This window comes from Streptomyces sp. NPDC088745, assembly GCF_044751045.1.
GTDB classification, from domain to species: domain Bacteria; phylum Actinomycetota; class Actinomycetes; order Streptomycetales; family Streptomycetaceae; genus Streptomyces; species Streptomyces cremeus.
This window is the reverse complement of the sequence record NZ_JBIVLB010000001.1, coordinates 375,913-394,819: the sequence shown is the minus strand read 5'-3', so window position 1 is coordinate 394,819 and position 18,907 is coordinate 375,913. Positions and strand designations below refer to the sequence as shown.

At 75.3% G+C, this 18,907-nt stretch carries 15 protein-coding genes; 7 read left to right on the top strand and 8 right to left on the bottom strand.

The window, feature by feature from the left end:
• The first annotated feature begins 44 nt into the window (after positions 1 to 44).
• A complete protein-coding gene (locus ACIP93_RS01700) occupies positions 45 to 683 on the top strand; it encodes a VanZ family protein (RefSeq protein ID WP_401754528.1) in 639 nt (212 codons plus the stop codon).
• Positions 684 to 707: 24 nt separating this feature from the next.
• On the opposite strand, the gene ACIP93_RS01695 is transcribed toward ACIP93_RS01700, so the two are convergent.
• Positions 708 to 3,395 carry a helicase-associated domain-containing protein gene (locus ACIP93_RS01695; protein WP_401754525.1) on the bottom strand — a complete coding sequence of 896 codons (2,688 nt, stop codon included), beginning with the start codon at positions 3,393 to 3,395 and terminating at the stop codon, positions 708 to 710.
• A 130-nt stretch (positions 3,396 to 3,525) separates the two neighbouring features.
• Here ACIP93_RS01695 and ACIP93_RS01690 point away from each other — a divergent pair, with 130 nt between their 5' ends.
• On the top strand, positions 3,526 to 4,629 hold the full coding sequence (locus ACIP93_RS01690; RefSeq protein ID WP_401754523.1) for a hypothetical protein: 1,104 nt from the start codon (positions 3,526 to 3,528) through the stop codon (positions 4,627 to 4,629).
• Positions 4,630 to 4,655: 26 nt separating this feature from the next.
• Here ACIP93_RS01690 and ACIP93_RS01685 read toward each other — a convergent pair whose 3' ends face one another.
• Positions 4,656 to 5,621: an ABC transporter substrate-binding protein gene (locus ACIP93_RS01685; protein ID WP_401754521.1), complete on the bottom strand. Its 966-nt coding sequence runs from the start codon at positions 5,619 to 5,621 to the stop codon at positions 4,656 to 4,658.
• 162 nt (positions 5,622 to 5,783) lie between these two features.
• Between ACIP93_RS01685 and ACIP93_RS01680 the strand changes: the two genes are divergently transcribed.
• Both ACIP93_RS01680 and ACIP93_RS01675 read left to right on the top strand, forming a co-directional pair.
• Positions 5,784 to 6,428 (top strand): HAD family hydrolase, encoded by a 645-nt coding sequence (locus ACIP93_RS01680; protein ID WP_401754519.1) that lies wholly within the window; start codon positions 5,784 to 5,786, stop codon positions 6,426 to 6,428.
• Between the two features lie 41 nt (positions 6,429 to 6,469).
• A complete protein-coding gene (locus ACIP93_RS01675) occupies positions 6,470 to 6,670 on the top strand; it encodes a hypothetical protein (RefSeq protein ID WP_401754516.1) in 201 nt (66 codons plus the stop codon).
• 37 nt (positions 6,671 to 6,707) lie between these two features.
• On the opposite strand, the gene ACIP93_RS01670 is transcribed toward ACIP93_RS01675, so the two are convergent.
• Entirely contained in the window at positions 6,708 to 6,959 is a 252-nt protein-coding gene (locus ACIP93_RS01670; protein ID WP_345221657.1) for a hypothetical protein, read from the bottom strand.
• 196 nt (positions 6,960 to 7,155) lie between these two features.
• Between ACIP93_RS01670 and ACIP93_RS01665 the strand changes: the two genes are divergently transcribed.
• The gene (locus ACIP93_RS01665) at positions 7,156 to 7,539 is read left to right on the top strand and encodes a cold-shock protein (protein ID WP_189825350.1); all 384 of its coding nucleotides are present in this window, start codon (positions 7,156 to 7,158) and stop codon (positions 7,537 to 7,539) included.
• 4 nt (positions 7,540 to 7,543) lie between these two features.
• On the opposite strand, the gene ACIP93_RS01660 is transcribed toward ACIP93_RS01665, so the two are convergent.
• From ACIP93_RS01660 to ACIP93_RS01645, 4 genes are all read right to left on the bottom strand, one after another.
• Entirely contained in the window at positions 7,544 to 8,395 is an 852-nt protein-coding gene (locus ACIP93_RS01660) for a 1,4-dihydroxy-6-naphthoate synthase (protein ID WP_401754512.1), read from the bottom strand.
• Positions 8,388 to 9,026, bottom strand: a complete 639-nt coding sequence (locus ACIP93_RS01655; RefSeq protein WP_345221665.1) for a futalosine hydrolase — start codon at positions 9,024 to 9,026, stop codon at positions 8,388 to 8,390. Before ACIP93_RS01655 ends, ACIP93_RS01660 begins: the two co-directional genes overlap by 8 nt.
• 5 nt (positions 9,027 to 9,031) lie before the next feature.
• The gene (locus ACIP93_RS01650; RefSeq protein WP_345221667.1) at positions 9,032 to 9,517 is read right to left on the bottom strand and encodes a DUF2771 domain-containing protein; all 486 of its coding nucleotides are present in this window, start codon (positions 9,515 to 9,517) and stop codon (positions 9,032 to 9,034) included.
• 104 nt (positions 9,518 to 9,621) lie between these two features.
• A complete protein-coding gene (locus ACIP93_RS01645; RefSeq protein WP_401754509.1) occupies positions 9,622 to 11,007 on the bottom strand; it encodes an MFS transporter in 1,386 nt (461 codons plus the stop codon).
• Positions 11,008 to 11,307: 300 nt separating this feature from the next.
• On the opposite strand from ACIP93_RS01645, the gene ACIP93_RS01640 reads away from it, so the two are divergent.
• Positions 11,308 to 12,219, top strand: coding sequence for a DUF3027 domain-containing protein (locus ACIP93_RS01640; RefSeq protein WP_401754506.1), 912 nt, complete (start codon positions 11,308 to 11,310; stop codon positions 12,217 to 12,219).
• A 780-nt stretch (positions 12,220 to 12,999) separates the two neighbouring features.
• Complete coding sequence (locus ACIP93_RS01635) at positions 13,000 to 16,137, top strand: sacsin N-terminal ATP-binding-like domain-containing protein (protein WP_401754503.1); 3,138 nt, start codon at positions 13,000 to 13,002, stop codon at positions 16,135 to 16,137.
• Positions 16,138 to 16,398: 261 nt separating this feature from the next.
• Here ACIP93_RS01635 and ACIP93_RS01630 read toward each other — a convergent pair whose 3' ends face one another.
• A complete protein-coding gene (locus tag ACIP93_RS01630) occupies positions 16,399 to 18,822 on the bottom strand; it encodes a cation-translocating P-type ATPase (protein ID WP_345221676.1) in 2,424 nt (807 codons plus the stop codon).
• Between the last annotated feature and the right edge of the window lie 85 nt (positions 18,823 to 18,907).

Sequence of the window (18,907 nt, the reverse complement as noted above, 5' to 3'; positions counted from 1 at the left end):
CGTCCCGTGGGTGAGAGGCGCGATCGCGGGGGTAAGCGGGTGCCATGACTGCCGAGCGCACGCCCGTCGCCGAAGGGGAACCGCGTCCGCTGTGGAGCTGGGTGCTCTTACGGACCGCCCTGATCCTGCTGGCCTTTCTCGTCCTGATCGGCTTCTCCGTCGTCCTGGCGAAGCTGACCCTGGTGCCCTCGCCCGCGTCCGAGGGCCTCGTGCACAGCAACCTGAAACCCGGCGCCTCCCTGCGGCAGTACGCGCAGGACTACACCTTCCTCGCCGCCTGCAAGCAGGTCGGCGGGAACATCCTGCTCGGGGTGCCGTTCGGCGTGCTGCTGCCGATCCTGGGGCCGAGGCGATGGCGGTTCGTGCGGATGCTGCTCGCGACGGTCGTCGTGATCGTGCTGGTGGAACTGGCGCAGGGGGCGATCGTCACCGGGCGGACCTTCGACGTGGACGACGTGATCATGAACACGACCGGTGCGCTGCTCGGGTACCTGGTGCTCGGCAAGTGGCTGGGGCGCGTGGTGCACCGGAGGCGCTACCGGGAGGAGGCGCCCGTGGCCGAGGAGGCCCGGCCGCCGCTGGACGAGCCGGAGACGGGCGCGGGGCCCCGGCGCTCCTGGGGGCGCGGGCTCACCGCCCGGTACCGCTCCCGGGACGGACGCGCCGACGCGCGGACGCCCTGACCCCGGTGCCCTCCGCCCCTCCTGCTAGGCCGGGTCGTCGGCCAGTTCGGCGACTCCCGTGATGCGGTGCAGCGGGTACGTCCTGACCTCGTCCGCGGTGTGGTCGTACGCCGTGACGAACCCGCCCTCGACGCGCACCGGCGCGATGACGCGCTGGCTCGCCGCGCCGTCCGCGTTGACGTAGCCGATCCACAGGGCCGAGCCCGTCATGGCCGCCGCCTGGACCGTCGCCAGGGTCTCCGCGGAGGACGTGCGCGGCAGCGAGCCCTGGGCGCGCGCGGACTGCGGGACGGCCTGCTTGCGGGGGGCGTTGGCCGCCATGTCGCCCGCGCGGATGGCGTGCAGGGCGGCGTGCAGGAGGGTGTCGTCCGGTACGGGAGGGCCTTCCGGCACCGGGACGGGCGCGGTGCGCGGCGGGGTGCGGTGGGCGTCGGCCCGGGTGATCAGGACGTCACCGGCCGCCGATTCCGCCGCCGGTGCGAAGCCCATCGAGCGCAGGCCGTCGAGCAGGGCGGCCGGTTCGGCGCGGGAGGCCAGGACGGTCGGCGCGAGCCGGCGCAGGCCGAGGCCCGCGGACCGCTTGTCGGCGAGGATCTCGCCGAGGACGGCGTCGTCGTCGCAGCGCACGTACGAGGAGGCCGCGCCCACGCGCAGATGGCCGTGGCGGCGGGCCACGTCGTCGATCAGGTAGCTCAGGGGCTGCGGGACGGGCGTGCGGCTGTGCGCCGCGAGGAAGGCGTGCAGGTCGGTGGCGGTCTGGCCGGAGTCCAGCGCCCGGCGCACCGAGCCCGGGGTGAACCGGTAGACGGTCGCGCCGCCCCGGCTCTCGATGTCGGCGAACACGGACAGGGCGTCGGCGAGGGGCCGTTGGAGCGGGCCGGGGGCCACCGCCGTCAGGTCGGCCTGGAGCAGGACGTGGTCCAGGGGCTCGGGGATGAGCGGCGCGAGGAGCGCGGCTGCGCGAACGGCGGCCGCGGCGTGCGCGGCCTCGGTCCTGGCGGGGGCGGCGACCACCGGGCCCGCCGGGTCCTCGGGGCGCACCGGCGCGGTGTCCAGACCCGCCAGCGCGCGTCCGTGCGCGGAGAGCGCGCCCCGGCCCGTCACGCCCAGCAACTCGGCCTCGTCCAGGGCCCACAGGGCGATCCGGGCCCGGAGCTCGCCGGTGGCGCCGTGCTGCGGGCGCTCCCAGCGCAGCCGGGCCAGCACCGCGTCCGGGTCCGGGGCGGTGCCCTCCGGGAGCGAGGCGAGCAGGGTCAGGACCCGGTGGCGCACCTCGGGGGCGAAGGAGCGGTCCAGGTCCGGGCCCAGCACGGACAGCGTGCGGCCCTTGGCGTCCTGGCCGCCGACCAGGCCCGGGGTGCGGGTCGCGCGCAGCCAGGCGGCGGCGAGCCGGGCCCAGCGGTCCTGGGGCGCGAGGTCGAGCCACTCGTCGTAGGCGGGAGTGGGCGCGTACCGCTCGTCCGTCCGGCCGTCCGAGGCCAACAGGCCCGCCGCGTATCCGAGTTCGAGCCAGAACGCGGTGGTCTGCTCGGTCAGGTCGCGGGCGGCGGCGGTGCGCTTGAGGTCGCGCACGCTGAGGCCGCCGGAACGCAGCACGGCGGGGCCGCCCGTGTCCCAGTCCTTGAGGAGTTCCTCGACGGTGGACAGCGCGCTGAAGGCCTGGCCGGCCGCCGTGAGGTCGACCGTCTTCGGGGAGTGCTCGGGCGCGGGCACGAGCCGCGGAGGCGCGGGCTGCGCGGTGCGGTGGGCGCGGCCGGCCCGCAGGTGCAGGGCGGCCTCGCGGGGCAGCACGACCGTGCGGGCGCTGGTCGGCAGGAGCAGGCCGTGGTCGCGCAGCCAGCGCACGGGCGGGGCCGGGTCGGAGCTCACCTCGCCGTACGGCGGACCCCACACCAGCCGGTCGAGGACGGTCAGCGCGTCGGAGGGCGCGGTGTCGAGCAGGGCGTCCATGCGGGCGCGGTCGGTGAAGAGCGCGGTGAGGGCCCGTACCGCCGAGACCGGGTCGTGGGTGGTGGGGATGCCGATCGCCCGGAGGATCTCCTGGAGCCGGGTCGGGGACATCCCGGCGGTCGCCTCGGCGACGGTCGGGCCGAGACCGGTCGGGGAGGGGTGGGTGGCGGAGGGCGCGAGGAGTTCACGGGCGGTGCGCACCAGCCGCAGCCGGTCGTCGGCGCCCCAGACCAGGGCCTGTTCGCGCAGGGTGTGCACGGCGTGCGGGAGGGCGTCGGCGGTCGCCGGGTCGCCCTCGTCGCCGGTCATGAGGTGCAGGAGCGTCTCGTACGGCGTCGGGTCGGGGGCGACGGCCAGCGCCTCGGCGGTCTGGAGGGTGAACCGGTCGAGCCGCTCCAGGGCCCGTACGACGGAGGCCCGGGTCCCGGCCCGGGTGGCGAGGAGGGTGAGGTCGCCGGGGACGGGGTTGAGCAGGTCGGGCCGGTACCGCAGGAGGGCGGCGAGGGAGGCGTCGTCCCGCTGCCGCAGGGACTCGGCGAGGGTGCGGGGCGCGGCGGCGGGGGTCGGCGGGGCGGCCGGCGGGGTCTGCGCGACGGGGGCGGGGCGGCCGTCCGGCGGGAGGGCGTCGGCGGGTGCGGGAGGGCATGGGGCAGCGGTGGGCGTGCGGGCCGTGTCGTGGCCCGCGGGTGTGTCCGCCGTGTGGTCCCCGGTGGTGAATTGTTCGGGCACGTGCGCCTCCAGGTCGCGCTCGCTGGTCCCCATCCGCCCCACGTTAGCCCCTGGAGCGCTCCGTCCCGCGCGTCAGGCGCTACCGTCGGTGCGGGGCGGGTCGGCAACTGGGCGTGGCCGACCGGCACTTGCGGGCAGGAGATCCACGTACACGATCCGCACGGTGCCGAAGCCGTCGGGGCCGCAGAACACGCAGGGGACGGACGCCGTGGGCATCGAGAGCGACCAGTTGGTCTTTGACTACCTGAGCCGGGTCGGCGACCTCGCCCAGCAGCGTCAACTCGCCTCCGCCGACCGGATGCGCCTGGTCAGCGCCCTGCGCGGGGAGATCGACCGGCAGCGCGCCAGGGCGATCGGCGGACCGGACAGCTCCGCCGCCGTGCAGCGCATCCTCGGCAGGCTCGGCACCCCGGACGAGGTCGTGGACGCGGCGGACGGCGGCGGGGTGGAGGCGGTGCTGTCCTCGCGCACGTCCCGCCGGGTGCCCCGGCAGCGCCGCACCGCCGCCGAGCCGGGGCCCGAGGCCCCGGTGGGCTTCGAGAAGCCGTCGGCCGCACGGCCCGGCCCCTCGGCCCCGCACCTCGCGGACGCGGACGAACTCGGCCCCGGCGACCTCGATCCGGACTGGTGGCGTACGGAACCGGGCCCGTTTGGCGGCATGGGCACGGCCGTGCCCGGCTTCACGGGAGGCGTGGAGATCCCCGAGATACTCCGGCCGCCGGTTTCCGATGACGACGAGAAGAACGAGGAGAGCGAGAAGGACAAGAAGGGCAAGGGGGACGGGAAGGGCGGGGAGCGCGCAGCCGTCGAGGAGGGGGCGGCGGGGCGGCGCCGGTTCCCGGCCCGGCTGCGGCGGCGGCGCGCCGTCCCGGTGGTGGCCGCCGAGGAGGCGGGCGGGCCGGTGCGCGCGCCCCTGGTCCCGCGCGGGAGCCCCTTCCTGCTGCTGGCCGCCGTGCTGCTGGTGGCGGGGGCGGTGGCCGGCAACCCGCTGCTCCTGCTGGGCGGCTGGTTCCTCGCGTACGTGTCGAGGAGGCTGACCCGCGCGGAGGCGAAGTTCGCGGCGCTGGGGGTGCCGGGAGTGGTGGTGGCCGGGGGACTGGTGTGGCTGTGGGGGCGCACGGAGCGGCACTGGGGCGCAGAGCTCTCCCTCCAGACGGAAGGGGCGCTGACCGAGGCCCTCTCCGGGCTGTGGCCGGTGCTGGTGCGGGTGGCGGCGGTGGCCTCCGCCCTGTTCCTGCTGTGGCGGGCGAGGCGGATGAGCGGGTAGGGGGCCGGGGGCCTCGGACCGGGCGGCTACCTCCGCCCCAGCCGCCCCTGGAGCTCGGTCAGGACGCGGTCCGCCGCGAGGTAGCCCGTGCTGCGCACCCACACCTCGTCGTCGACCGGGAAGGCACGGCCCGCCCGCACCGGCGGCAGCGCCCGCCACGCCGGGGAGGCCAGCGTGCGGGTGCGGCCCGCGGCGGCCGGGTCGCCGTACGTGGAGTGCAGGAGGACGGTGGCGTCCTCGCCCGCCAGCGCGATGCGGTCGGGCCGGATGTCGTACGAGAAACCGCTCGCGGCCCTGGCCGCGACCGGCGGGCGGCCGAGCCCGACGTCGGCGAGGACGACGCCGAGGGAGGTGCGCAGGCCCTGGATGCGGATGTCGGCGCCCTCGACGAAGCGGATCACGCTGACCCGGATGCGGGCGGCGGCGGCCCTCCCGCCGAGGGACTCGGTGACCTGCGCGGCGTGCGCGGTGTGGGCGGCGGCCGTCCTGGCCGCCTCCCGCTCGCGGCCCAGGGCCCCGGCGTGGACCCGGAAGTCCTCCTTCCAGGAGTGGCCGGCGCCGTCGGTCATGACGGTGGGGGCGATCGCCCGCAGCTCCGCGTACCTGTCCTGGTGGCGGACCTTCCCGGCGAGTATCAGGTCGGGCCGGAGAGCGGCGACGGCCTTCAGGTCCGGGTTCATGGACGGGCCGAGGTCCTTGACGCCGGTGAGCTTCGCGGCGGGCAGGTAGCGCGGGAACCCGGACGGCGCGTCGCCGCGGGTGGCGCCGACGGGGGTGACGCCGAGGGCGAGCGCGGAGTCCAGCTCCGCGGTGTCCAGGACGACCACGCGCCGCGGAACGGCGGGTACGGTCACCGCGCCCATGACGGTGTCGACGGTACGGGTGGCACGCGCGTCCTGCGGGGGCGGACCGGGAGCGCCGGGGGAGGCGGTGCACGCCGTGAGCGCGGCGGCGAGACAGAGCGCGGCGAGGGGGCGCGGCGCACGGTGCATGAGCGGACTTTCCTTGGACCTCGGGCGGGGACGGGCATCCGAAGGACGGGGGTGGCCGTGCTGACGTGCTGACGTGCGGGTGAGCGGGGCGGGCGGCCCTCGGTGTCGGGCGGCCCTCAGTGTAGGGGCGGGCCCCGAACGGGCTCCCGGCACAATGGCCGTATGACTGCCACGCCGCCACCGCCGCTCGCCGCCCCCTTCGCCGTCGGGTTCGACCTCGACATGACGCTCGTCGACTCGCGGCCGGGCATCCGTGCCGCGTACCGGCGGCTCTCGGCGGAGACGGGGGTGCCGATCGACGCCGACCTGGTGGTCACGCGGCTCGGCCCGCCGCTGGAGCAGGAGCTCGCGAACTGGTTCCCGGCGGACCGGGTGGAGGAGGCGGCGAACCGCTACCGCGCCCTCTACCCCGCCCACGCGATCGAGCCCTCACCGGCGCTCCCGGGCGCGCACGAGGCGGTCGCGGCGGTACGGGAGGCGGGCGGCCGGGTCCTGGTCGTCACCGGCAAGTGGGAGCCCAACGCCAAGCTGCACCTCGCCCACCTGGGCCTGGACGCGGACGTCCTCGCGGGCAACGTCTGGGCGGAGGGCAAGGCGCTGGCCCTGCGGGCGGAGGGCGCGCGGATCTACGTCGGCGACCACCTGGGCGACGTGCGCGGGGCGAAGGCGGCGGGCGCGCTCGCCGTGGCGGTCACGACGGGCCCGTACGGTGCGGCCCCCCTCCGCGAGGCGGGCGCGGACGTGGTCCTGCGCGACCTGACGGAATTCCCGTCCTGGCTGCGGGGACAGGGGCCGGCCGGGGAGTGAGGGCCGCGTCCGGGGGGACGCGGCGAGAGGAAACGGGCGAAGTGGACGCACCACAGGCGGGCGGCGCCCGGCCGTGCAGCGGCAGCCGCACCCGGAAGGACCGTTCGAAGGCCCGCGCGGCCTCCTCCTCGGTCAGCCCGGTCAGCCCGGTCAGCCCGGCCCCCCGGTCCGCCGCCTCGACCACGGCCCGCACGGGCGGGGTGCGGCGGCGGCCGTCGGAGAGCCGGTTGGCCGGCACCTGACGCAGCCGGTCGGCGTGGCCGCCGCCGGGCCCGGGGCTCAGCCCCGCGCGGCCCTGCGCTGCGCCGCGATCGACGTCAGCACGCCGGCCGCCGCGATCGCGAAGCCGACGCCCATCAGCATGCACACCGCGTACGCGATCGAGGGGAACGGCTCGGTGCCCAGGAACAGCGGCGCCATCGTCACCAGTGTCGCGATCGCGCCCACGAAGAAGACGATCCCACCGATGCGAACCAGCCGATCACCGGCCGTGGACTCGGCGGACTCTGTCGTACGGGTTTCGTTGCTCACCCGGCAAGGGTAGTTCCCCACCCCCGGGAGCCGGCCCGGCCCCGGGCGGAGGCCCGGGGGTCCCGGCGGCTCTTGTCAGCGGCGAACAGACCATTAGCCTAATGAGTGGCGGGTCACTGGAGACCCGCTGTAGTGCTATCCGGACCCGTTTTCGCGGCCTGTCCGGACCCGACGAGTACGAGGACGAGGACAGACGGTGCCTACCGGCAAGGTCAAGTGGTTCAACAGCGAGAAGGGCTTCGGCTTCCTCTCCCGCGACGACGGCGGCGACGTTTTCGTCCACTCCTCGGTGCTTCCGGCCGGTGTCGAGAGCCTCAAGCCCGGCCAGCGGGTCGAGTTCGGCGTCGTGGCCGGTCAGCGCGGCGACCAGGCCCTGTCGGTGACGGTCCTGGACCCGACGCCCTCGGTGGCCGCCGCCCAGCGCCGCAAGCCCGACGAGCTGGCCTCCATCGTCCAGGACCTCACCACGCTCCTGGAGAACATCACCCCGTCCCTGGAGCGGGGCCGCTACCCCGACAAGGCGGCGGGCAAGAAGATCGCGGGCCTGCTGCGTGCGGTGGCGGACCAGCTCGACGTGTAACCGGCTACCCGGGAAAATCCAGCGCGTCGCGGCCGAGGGGCGGAACGAGCCCTTCGGCCGCCGCGCGTTCCAGGAGCCCGCGCACGGCCGCGTAGCCGTCCTCGCCGAGGTCGGCGCTGAACTCGTTCACGTACAGCGCGATGTGCTGGTCGGCGACGGCCGGGTCCATCTCCTGGGCGTGCGCCGCCACGTACGGGCGCGACGCCTCCGGTTCGTCCCACGCCATGCGCACGGAGGTGCGCGCCGCCTCCGCCAGTTCCCGCAGCCGCGCCCCGCCCAGCGAGCGCTTGGCGATGATCGCGCCGAGCGGGATGGGCAGTCCGGTGGTGGCCTCCCAGTGCTCGCCCATGTCGGCCAGCTTGTGCAGCCCGTAGTTCTGGTACGTGAAGCGCGCCTCGTGGATGACGAGTCCGGCGTCCACCTCGCCGTCGCGCACGGCGGGCATGATCCGGTCGAACGGCATGACCCGGACCTCCCCGACCCCGCCCGGCAGCACGTCGGCCGCCCACAGCCGGAACAGCAGGTACGCCGTCGAGCGCTCGCTCGGCACGGCGACGGTCTTCCCGGTGAGGTCGGCCCCGGCTTCGCGCGTGAGGACCAGCGGGCCGCAGCCCCGCCCGAGCGCCCCGCCGCACGGCAGCAGCGCGTACTCCTCCAGCACCCAGGGCAGCACCGCGTACGACACCTTCAGCACGTCGAACTCGCCGCGCTCGGCCATGCCGTTCGTGATGTCGATGTCCGCGAAGGCGACGTCGAGCGCGGGGGCCCCGGGGACGCGGCCGTGCGCCCAGGCGTCGAAGACGAAGGTGTCGTTGGGGCAGGGCGAGAAGGCGATCTTCAGCCGGTCGTCAGTCATGCGGGGTCCAACCCTCCAGTACGGGTGCGATCTTCCCGAAGGCGTCGCTCAGCGCGGCGAGCGCCTCCCCGATCCGCCAGGCGTCCCGGTCACGGGGCCCCACCGCGTTGGACACGGCACGGATCTCCAGCACCGGCAGCCCGAAGAGCGCGGCGGCCTCGGCCGCCCCGAAGCCCTCCATCGCCTCCACGGCGGCCCGCGGGTGCCGCGCGGCCAGCTCGGCGGCGCGGGCGGCGGTGCCGGTGACGGTGGAGACGGTCAGGACGGTCCCGGTGACGGCCCCGGCGGCCTCGCCGGTCAGGCGTACGAGATCGGCCGGAGGCAGGTGCTCCACCGTCCCGAATCCGAGAGCGGTGACGGGCAGGTACCCGTCCGGGGTCTCGGCGCCCAGGTCGGCGGCGACGATCGCGTCCGCGACGACGACGGCGCCGAGGGGGGCCCGGCCGGGGAACCCGCCGCCGATGCCGGCCGAGACCACCAGGCCGTACGCGCCGGCGGCCAGCGCACGGGCGGTGGCGGCGGCCGCCGCGGCGGGCCCGACACCGCCCGCCAGGACGTCGAAACCGTCCCCGCACGCACGCGTGACCGCGTCCCGCTCAGCGGGGACCGCGGTCACGACGAGGACGTCCACCGGGCTCAGGCGGCCTTTTCCAGCTTGAAGTTCCAGGAGCCGATGAGCTTGTTGCTGCCGGTCTCCACGACGCTCAGCACGACCTCCTTGGGGGCAGGCGAGCCGTCCTGGCGGGGACCGAAGAAGGCCGAACCGGGCAGGGTGCGGTAGGTCTTCTTGTACGGCTGGGGCTCGGCCTGCTCGCCGTTGATGAACAGCGACCAGCCGTTCTCGGCGACCTCGGGGTCGACGCCCATGCGGAGCGTCTCCTCCATGGCGACCTTGACGGACTCCTTGGGCTTCTTGTTCAGGCAGGCCTTCATGTCCTTCTCGGCGATGCCCTTGTCGGCGTCGTAGCAGTCCGCCTCGGCGTTGACCGAGCTCGTGCCGACCGTCATGGTCACGCGGGGCGTCGGCTTGTCGCAGGCGGAGAGGACGAGCAGCCCGGCAGCGGCAACGCCGAGGGCGGCAGTGGTACGGCGGGCCTTGCCCGTGAACAACGCAGCGGTCATGCGCGAAGGCTATCGTTCCGGGGCCGCCGGGCTGCGCCGGGGGGCTTCCGGGGTGTCCCGGCGGGCCGGGGGCCGGCCGAGGGGGGCGCGGTACGGGCCGGGGGTCAGCCGAGGGGCGCGCGGCCCTTCGCGCGGGCGGCCCTGAACAGGCCCCGTACCGCCACCAGCGCGCCCAGCCCCACCAGGGCCGCGCCCACGCCCATGCCCAGCCAGGCCACCAGCGGCAGGGCGATGCCGATCGCGCCGCCCACCACCCAGGCCACCTGGAGCAGGGTCTCGGAGCGGGCGAAGGCCGAGTTGCGGACGGCCTCCGGCACGTCCCGCTGGATCAGCGCGTCCAGCGACAGCTTGCCGAGCGCCTGGCACAGCCCGGCCACCGCGCCCAGCGCCGCCACCAGGAACCCGCTGAAGAAGACCGAGGTCAGCACGGACACCGCCAGGGCGGCCCCGAGCACGGTCGCGATGATCAGCTCCGGGGCGCGGGACTTCAGCCAGGCCCCCACGGCCGTCCCCACCGCGTTCCCGAGCCCCGCCGCGACGCCGACGATCCCGAGCGAGACGGCCGCGCTCTGCCCGGCGAGCGGGTGCTGCCGCAGCAGGAAGGCGAGGAAGAAGATCAGGAACCCGGACAGGGCCCGCAGCGCCGCGTTCGCCTGCAGGGCGTGCACCACGGACGGTCCGACGTCCCGCAGTCCGGTCTTCGTCTGGGCCTCGCCGACGTGCTCCGCCGCCAGATGGGCCCGTCGTTCACCCTTCGCGGAGTCCACCTTCCCCGGCATGGTGAAGGCGAGGAAGGCCCCGGCGACGAAGACCAGGAACGCCCCGTAGAGCGGCCAGGCGGGCCCGATCCGCTGGAGTCCCGCCCCGATCGGAGCAGCGGCCCCGGTGGCGAGCAGCCCGGCCAGGGTGACCCGCGAGTTCGCCTTGACCAGCGAGAAGCGCGGCGGCAGGAGTCTCGGGACGACGGCGCTGCGCACCACCCCGTACGCCTTGGACGCCACCAGCACGCCCAGCGCGGCGGGGTACAGCTCGATCCCGCCGGTCGCGACCGCCCCCGACATGGCCAGCGCCAGCACCGCGCGGGCCAGCATCGCACCGGCCATCGCGGCCCTGCGCCCGTGCGGCAGCCGGTCCAGGAGCGGGCCGATCACCGGGGCGAGCAGCGTGAACGGCGCCATCGTGATCGCGAGGTACAGGGCCACACGGCCCCGCGCCTCATCGGTCGGCACCGAAAAGAAAACGGTCGAGGCGAGCGCAATTGTGATCAATACGTCGCCCGCACCGTTCACGGCGTGCAGTTCGATGAGTTTCCCGAGACCGGACTCGCCCGCTCCGTTCGCGTGCGTGGCCCGCCGGATGCCCTTCGCGGTACCGGTGAACGGCAGGTGGAGGGCATGTCCGACCGCCCGGCCCGCCTTGCGCAGCGGCCCGGTTGGGGTGGAGACGCGTGACGACGTACGAGTACCGGCCACCACGTCATAGTGCCCCAATGACGCGCCGACCCCACACGACCCGAACCGGGATTCGGACGCGCAGGTGGGATGGGGGCGGCGGAGGGGGTAGCGTGCGTAGCGCGCCACCGGCGGTTGTCCTCGGCCGCGCGCCTCTCGGCGATCCCGCAGAATGGTTCGTGGAAGGTGTGCCCGAGACACGTAGACAGGACAGGACCGGGCGCGGACGTCGACGCGGCCCCTTGGTCCGCTCCGCCCGCGGCTCGTACATCCGACATCCGTCTGCATCGCTCCCCGGCTGGCGCACCCGTGATACGGCGTAGGAGAGAAGCGAAACCTGTGAGTGCTGCGACGACGAGAAGCCGTACCCCCGACCGTCTGTGCGCCGAAGCGGTCGACCTCGCACGCGAGGCCGCCGAGGAGGCCGCCCACCCCGGGGTGGTGGGCGAGCACGTTTCTCTCTTCTCCGAGGGCGACCGGGTGGTCACCCACCTCTTCGAGGCCAAGGAGCCCGGCTACCGGGGCTGGCGCTGGGCCGTCACGGTGGCCCGCGCCTCCCGCGCCAAGGTCGTGACCGTCGACGAGACGGTCCTGCTCCCGGGCCCCGACTCCCTCCAGGCCCCCGCCTGGGTGCCGTGGAGCGAGCGGCTGCGCCCCGGCGACATGGGCCCCGGCGACCTGCTGCCCACCGAGGCCGAGGACCTGCGCCTGGAGCCGGGCTGGACGGGCGAGGACGCGCCGCCGCCGAACTCGCTCCTCTCCGAGGAGATGGAAGCCCTCGTCGAGGCCGAGGACGCCGAACTGGCCACGGCGACGGTCCCCCCGGTCCGGGGGTCCATCACCTCCGTCGCCGAGGAACTCGGCATGCGCCGGGCCCGGGTGCTGTCCCGTTACGGTCTCCACCTCGCCGCCGACCGCTGGGACGAGGAGTACGGGGCGAAGACCCCGATGGCCATGGCGGCCCCCGCGACCTGCGTGTCCTGCGCCTTCCTGATCCCGGTCTCGGGCTCGCTCGGCCAGGCCTTCGGCATCTGCGCCAATGAGTTCGGCCCGGCCGACGGGCACGTGGTCTCCCTCTCCTACGGCTGCGGAGGCCACTCGGAGGCGGCGGTCGTGCCCAAGCCGGCCAAGCAGCCGACTCCGGTGCTGGACTCGATGGCGATCGACGCCTTTCCCCTCCGCCCGGACCCGGAGGGCGGCTCGGTCCCCGCCACCCCGGACCCGTCCTCGGAGGACCTCGGCCACTCCTGACCCCCTTCAGGGGCGCGGAACCCCTTCCCACGCTCCCGCACGCCTCCCGCCGGGCGGTACGCCCCGTCCAGGGGCGCGGGGAACTGCGCGCCCCGCCACGACGCTCCTGCACATTTCCCACCGGGCGGTGCGCCCCGCCAGGGGCGCGGGGAACTGCGCGCCCAGCCACGACGCGTCCGCAGTGAACCGGAGGCAGCCGCGCGGCGAGCGCTTTAGGGAAAGGGGCGGGTCCGGGGCCTCTTCTGCCCGAGCGGCAGGGGCTGACGCATCCGGCACAGGCGCTGAGCTCTCGGCCTTGGCGGAGGAGCTCGCCCGGAACAGGCGCTCGGGCAGGAGCGGCACCCGGGTGGGCCGGGAGCGGGAGGGGCCGCCCCCTTGCCCGCCCGTTCCGCCCCCTTGGGGCGGCCCCGTCGCCCAAGGGGACGGGGGAAAGCGAGGAGGGCGGCCCCGTCGCCCAAGGGGGCGGGGGGAGCGGGAAGGGCGGCCCCGTCGCCCAAGGGGGCGGGACGGCAGGGTGGCTGCGTCGCCCAAGGGGGCGGGACGGCAGGGTGGCTGCGAAGCCTCAGGGGGCGGGGTGACAGGGCGGACCCGGCCGCCCAAGGGAGCGGGGGAAGGCGGGCTGCGGCGTCCAAGAGCCCGGGGGGCCGGGGAGAGGGAGGATTGGGGGATGTGGGGGGTGGGGTTCGGGGGAGGGGGACTGGTCCCGCTCCCGTCGGGCAGGGGCAGAGCTCAGCCGCGCGATACCTTGCACGCCGCACACCACAACAGAGGAGCACCACCGTGAGCGTTCAGGAGACGGACACCCCCGGGGCCGACACGGGCGAGGACACCACCCCCGGCGACCCGTTCAGCACCTCCCGCCTCCGCCGCGCGGTGCTCGACGCCTGGACCACCACCCCCGCCCGCTTCCGCGAGGACGCGAACGCCGAGGAGGACCTCGCCCTCGGCGGCTACCGCGACCGCCTCGTCGTGGAGCTGGCCCAGAACGCCGCCGACGCCGCGGGCCGGACCGGCGTCCCCGGCCGGCTCCGCCTCACCCTGCACCCCGCCACCCCCGACGGCCCCGCCGTCCTCGCCGCCGCGAACACCGGCGCCCCGCTGGACGCCGCCGGCGCCGAGTCCCTCAGCACCCTGCGCGCCTCCGCCAAGCGCGAGGACGCCGACACCGCCGTGGGCCGCTTCGGCGTCGGCTTCGCGGCCGTGCTCGCGGTGAGCGACGAACCCGCCGTGCTCGGCCGCCACGGCGGCGTCCGCTGGTCGCTGCCCGAGGCGCGCGGCCTGGCCGAGGACGCGGCCCTGCGCAGCCCCGGCCTCGCCGACGAGCTGCGCCGCCGCGACGGCCACGTCCCCCTCCTGCGCCTGCCGCTGCCCGCCGAGGGCTCCGCCCCGGACGGCTACGACACCGTCGTCGTGCTGCCGCTCCGCGACCCGGCGGCCGTCGCCCTGGTCGAGCACCTCCTCGCCGCGATCGACGACGCCCTGCTGCTCACGCTGCCCGGACTGAGCGAGGTCGTGGTCGAGACCCCGGAGGCCGTCCGCACCCTGACCCGCTCGGTGCACGGCCCGTACACCCACATCGAGGACAGCGCCCACGGCCTCACCCGCTGGCGCACCGCCACCGCCTCCGGCCCCCTCACCCGCGACCTCCTCGCCGACCGCCCCACCGAGGAACGCCTGCGCCCCCACTGGTCCCTGGCCTGGGCCGTTCCCGTCGACACCGACGGAGCGCCCGTCCCGCCCCGGACCGCCCGCTTCGTCCACGCGCCGACCCCCACCGACGAGCCGCTGGGCGTGCCCGCCCTGCTCATCGCGTCCTTCCCGCTCGACACCACCCGCCGCCACCCCGCGCCCGGTCCGCTCACCGACTTCCTGGTCGAGCGGGCGGCGGACACGTACGCCGGACTCCTCCGCGACTGGCGGCCGGTGTCCACCGGCACCCTCGACCTCACCCCCGGCCCCCTCGGCAAGGGCGTCCTCGACGGCGCGCTGCGCGCCGCGATCGTCGCCCGGCTCCCCCGCGTCGCCTTCCTGCTCCCCGCCCACCCCACCGAGGAGCAGCCCGCGCTGCGCCCGTTCGAGGCGGAGGTCGTGGAGGGGGCGGGGGAGGAGACGGTACGGGTCCTCTCCGAGGTCCTGCCCACCCTGCTGCCCGCCGGGCTGGAGCGCCGTGCCGAGCTCAGGACCCTGGGCGTCGGCCGCCTGCCCCTCGGCGACGCCATCGAGCGCATCGCGGGCGCCGAGCGCGCGCCCGGCTGGTGGCACCGGCTGTACGAGTCCCTGGCGGGCGTCGACCCGGACCGGCTGGCCGGCCTGCCGGTCCCGCTCGCGGGCGGCCGGACCGCGATCGGCCCCCGGCAGGTCCTCCTTCCGCTGCCGGACACCACCGCCCCGCAGAACCTCGCCCGGCTCGGCCTGCGCGTGGCGCACGCGGACGCCGCGCACCCCCTCCTGGAGAAGCTGGGCGCGCTGCCCGCGACCCCGCGCGCGGTCCTCACCACCCCCCAGGTGAGGGCGGCCGTCGCCGCCTCGCTCGACGGCTCCGACGTCTGGGACGAGGACGCGCTCGACGCCGACGAACTGGCCGACACGGTCCTCTCCCTCGTACGGGACGCGGACCTGGCCCCCGGCGACGAGCCCTGGCTCGGCGCGCTCGCCCTCCCCGACGAGGACGGCGAGCTGTCCCCGGCGGGCGAACTGGTCGTCCCCGGCAGCGCCTTCGCCTCCGTCATGCGCGAGGGCGAACTCGCCCTCTGCGACCAGGAGCTGACCGACAGGTGGGGCGAGCAGGTGCTCGCCGCGGCCGGGGTGCTGGCCACCTTCGCGCTCGTACGGGCGACCGACGTGGTCCTGGACCCGGACGAGTTCGAGCCCCGCTCCGGCGACTTCGCGGAACCCGACGACGCGGGGCTCCTCGACGCGGTCGACGTGTGGTGCGAGGACGTCCTGGACCAGCTTCCGGACACCCCGCTGCCGCCGGTCGCGACGGAACTGGTGGCGGTACGGGACCTGGACCTGGTCGACGACGACAAGTGGCCGCAGGCGCTGGCGCTGCTCGCCCTGCCCCCGCTGCGGGACGCGCTCACCCAGCAGGTGCGGGTGCTGCTCCCCGACGGCACGACCCGGTCGGTGCGCCCGTACACGGCGTGGTGGCTGCGCGACCACCCGGTCCTGGACGGCCGCCGCCCGGCGGGCCTGCTCGCGGCGGGCGGGGACGCGCTCCTGGAGGGCCTGTACGACGAGGCCGACGCGACCGGCTTCGACGACGAACAGGTGCTGCGGGCCCTGGGGGTACGGACCACCCTGGCGTCGCTGCTCACGGAGCCCGGGGGCGCGGCGGAGCTGCTGGGCCGCATGACGGACCCGGAGAGCGACGTGACGGCCGGGCAACTGCACGTGCTCTACACGGCCCTGGCCGGGCTCGATCCCGAACAGGTCACCATCCCGGAGGACCTGTGCGTGGTCACGGACGGGCGGGTCGAGGTCGTGGACGCCCGTGACGCGCTGATCGTGGACGCGCCGGACCTGCTGCCGCTGACCGGGGGGCTGCCGCTGCTGCCGGTCGCCCCGGCGCGGGCGGCGGAGCTGGCGGAACTCCTCCAGGTCCGCCGGCTGAGCGAGACGGTGCCGGCGGAGGTCACGTCGTCGGGCGCGGTGCACGAGGTGCCGGCGGAGGTGCGGGAGCTTCTCGGGGCCGCCGTCCCCGCCTCGTACCACGAGCACGAGGAGCTGCTCGCGGGGGGCGTCTCGCTGGACTGGCGGCGCACGCCGGACGGGGTGATCCACGCCGCCACGCTGGAGGGGGTGGCGGCGGGGCTCGCCTGGGCGGCCGGCCAGTGGCCGCGGCGCTTCGAGGTCGCGGCGCTCCTGGAGGACCCGACGCGCACGGCGGAACTGGCGCGCAACCGCTGGTTCGACTAGGCCCTGCGGGCGGGGGCGGGGGCGGGGGCGGGGGCGGGGGCGGGAGGCACCGGGGGCACGCGGTCTCCGAGGCAGCGGGGGGATTCGGGGGCGCGGGCTGCCGGAGGTGCCGCGCGTGCCGACGGCGCCGGGTGCGCGCCCCGTGCGCGCCGCGCCCGGCGCCCCGGCTGCCTGCGGCCCCGCCCTTCGCCTAGGGCGCTCGCCGCGCGGCGTGCGGTGGGCCGCCCGCGCGGTTCCCCGCGCCCCCGACGGGGCCCGGCGTCACGCGTCCCACTTCTTCCCCACCCACCGCCACGCCAGCTCCAGCAGCACCGCCGCCGCCGCCGCGATGCCGACCGCCGTCCACGGCATCGTCGTCCCGATCAGCTTCAGCGCGAAGAAGGTCTGCAGCCACGGCACGACCAGCACGATCAGGAAGCCCAGCCCCATCGCCGCGACCAGTCCGATCCGCCACCACGTGTACGGCCGGGCGATGATCGCCAGCACCCACATCGACACCAGGAACAGCGCCAGCGTCGCCGCGCTCGTCTCCGCGGCCAGCGCGTCCGGGCCGGTGTAGTGGTGGCGGGCGATCAGGTACGTCGTGAACGTGGCGGTGGCGGCGATCACCCCGCTGGGGATCGCGTACCGCATGACCCGCTTCACGAAGTCCGGCTTGGCCCGCTCCTTGTTCGGCGCGAGCGCCAGGAAGAAGGCCGGGACGCCGATCGTCAGCGTCGAGAGCAGCGTCAGGTGGCGCGGCAGGAAGGGGTAGTCCACCTGGCTGCACACCACCAGGACCGCCAGCAGCACCGAGTAGACGGTCTTCGTCAGGAAGAGCGTCGCGACCCGGGTGATGTTGCCGATGACCCGGCGGCCCTCGGCGACCACCGAGGGGAGGGTGGCGAAGCTGTTGTTGAGGAGGACGATCTGCGCGACCGCCCGCGTCGCCTCCGAGCCGGAGCCCATCGAGACGCCGATGTCGGCGTCCTTCAGCGCCAGCACGTCGTTCACGCCGTCGCCCGTCATGGCGACCGTGTGCCCCTGGGACTGGAGGGCGGCGACCATGTCCCGCTTCTGCTGCGGGGTGACCCGGCCGAAGACGGCGTTCTCGTCCAGGACCTTGGCCATCTCCGCCCGGTCCGTGGGGAGGTTCCGCGCGTCGACCGTGTTCTCCGCGCCCGACAGGCCCAGCTTCCCGGCCACCGCGCCCACCGACACCGCGTTGTCACCGGAGATGACCTTCGCGGCGACGTTCTGGTCGGCGAAGTAGGCGAGGGTCTCGCCCGCGTCCGGGCGCAGGCGCTGCTCCAGGACGACCAGGGCCGTCGCCTGCGCGCCCGCGCCGATCCGCGGGTCGGTCAGGTCCGAGCCGGTCGCCCGGGCCAGCAGCAGGACCCGCAGGCCCTGGGCGTTCAGGTCGTCGATCTCGGCCAGGGCCGGGTCGCCGGCGGGCAGCAGCACGTCCGGCGCGCCGAGCAGCCACGTCGAGTTCTCGCCCGTGCCGTCGCTGAAGGACGCCCCGCTGTACTTGCGGGCGGAGGAGAAGGGGAGGGCCTCCAGGACCCGCCACCCGGCGTCGTCCGGGTAGGCGTCCTTGATGGCCGTCAGGCTCGCGTTCGGGCGCGGGTCGGACTCGCCGAGCGCGCCGAGCACCTGTCGTACGTGACCCTCGTCCGCCCCGTTCAGGGGGCGCAGCCCGGTGACGTCCATGCCGCCCTCGGTGAGGGTGCCGGTCTTGTCGAGGCAGACCACGTCGACGCGGGCCAGGCCCTCGATGGCCGGCAGCTCCTGGACGAGGCACTGCTTGCGGCCGAGCCGGATGACGCCGATCGCGAAGGCGACCGAGGTGAGCAGGACCAGGCCCTCGGGGATCATCGGGACGATGCCGCCGACGGTCCGGGCGACCGAGTTCTTGAAGTCGTTGTCCTTCACGACCATCTGGCTGATGATCAGGCCGATCGCCGTCGGGATCATCATCCACGTCACGTACTTGAGGATCGTGGAGATGCCCGAGCGCAGCTCGGAGTGGACGAGGGTGAAGCGGGACGCCTCCTCGGCGAGCTGCGCCGCGTACGCCTCCCGGCCGACCTTCGTCGCGGTGAACGCGCCGCCGCCCGCCACCACGAACGAGCCCGACATCATCACGTCGCCGGGCTTCTTCAGCACCGGGTCCGCCTCGCCCGTCAGCAGCGACTCGTCGACCTCCAGGCTGTCCGCCTCGGCCACCTCGCCGTCGACCACCACCTTGTCGCCGGGGCCCAGCTCGATGACGTCGCCGAGCACGATCTCCGAGGTGGAGATCGCGGCGGCCGTTCCGTCGCGGCGGACCGTCGGCTTGGCCTCGCCGATGACCGCGAGGCCGTCCAGGGTCTTCTTGGCGCGCAGCTCCTGGATGATGCCGATGCCGGTGTTCGCGATGATCACGAAGCCGAACAGGCTGTCCTGGATCGGCGCGACGAACAGCATGATGACCCAGAGCACGCCGATGATCGCGTTGAAGCGGGTGAAGACGTTGCCCCGGACGATTTCGGCCGTCGAGCGCGAACTCCGTACCGGTACGTCGTTGACCTCGCCCCGCGCGATGCGCTCCGCGACCTCGGCCGAGGTCAGCCCGGACGCGCGCACGGCGACCGACCCTTCGGAAGCGGGGGGTTTCACCGGATGTACGGGGTCCAGCTCCGAGCCCGCGTCAATGTGCGTCATGGCACCGACGGTACGGCCGGATGTTCGGGTTCACCCGTCGAGTGGCCGGATTTCAGGGCCACCGGGAGGCAAGATCAGCCCCGGG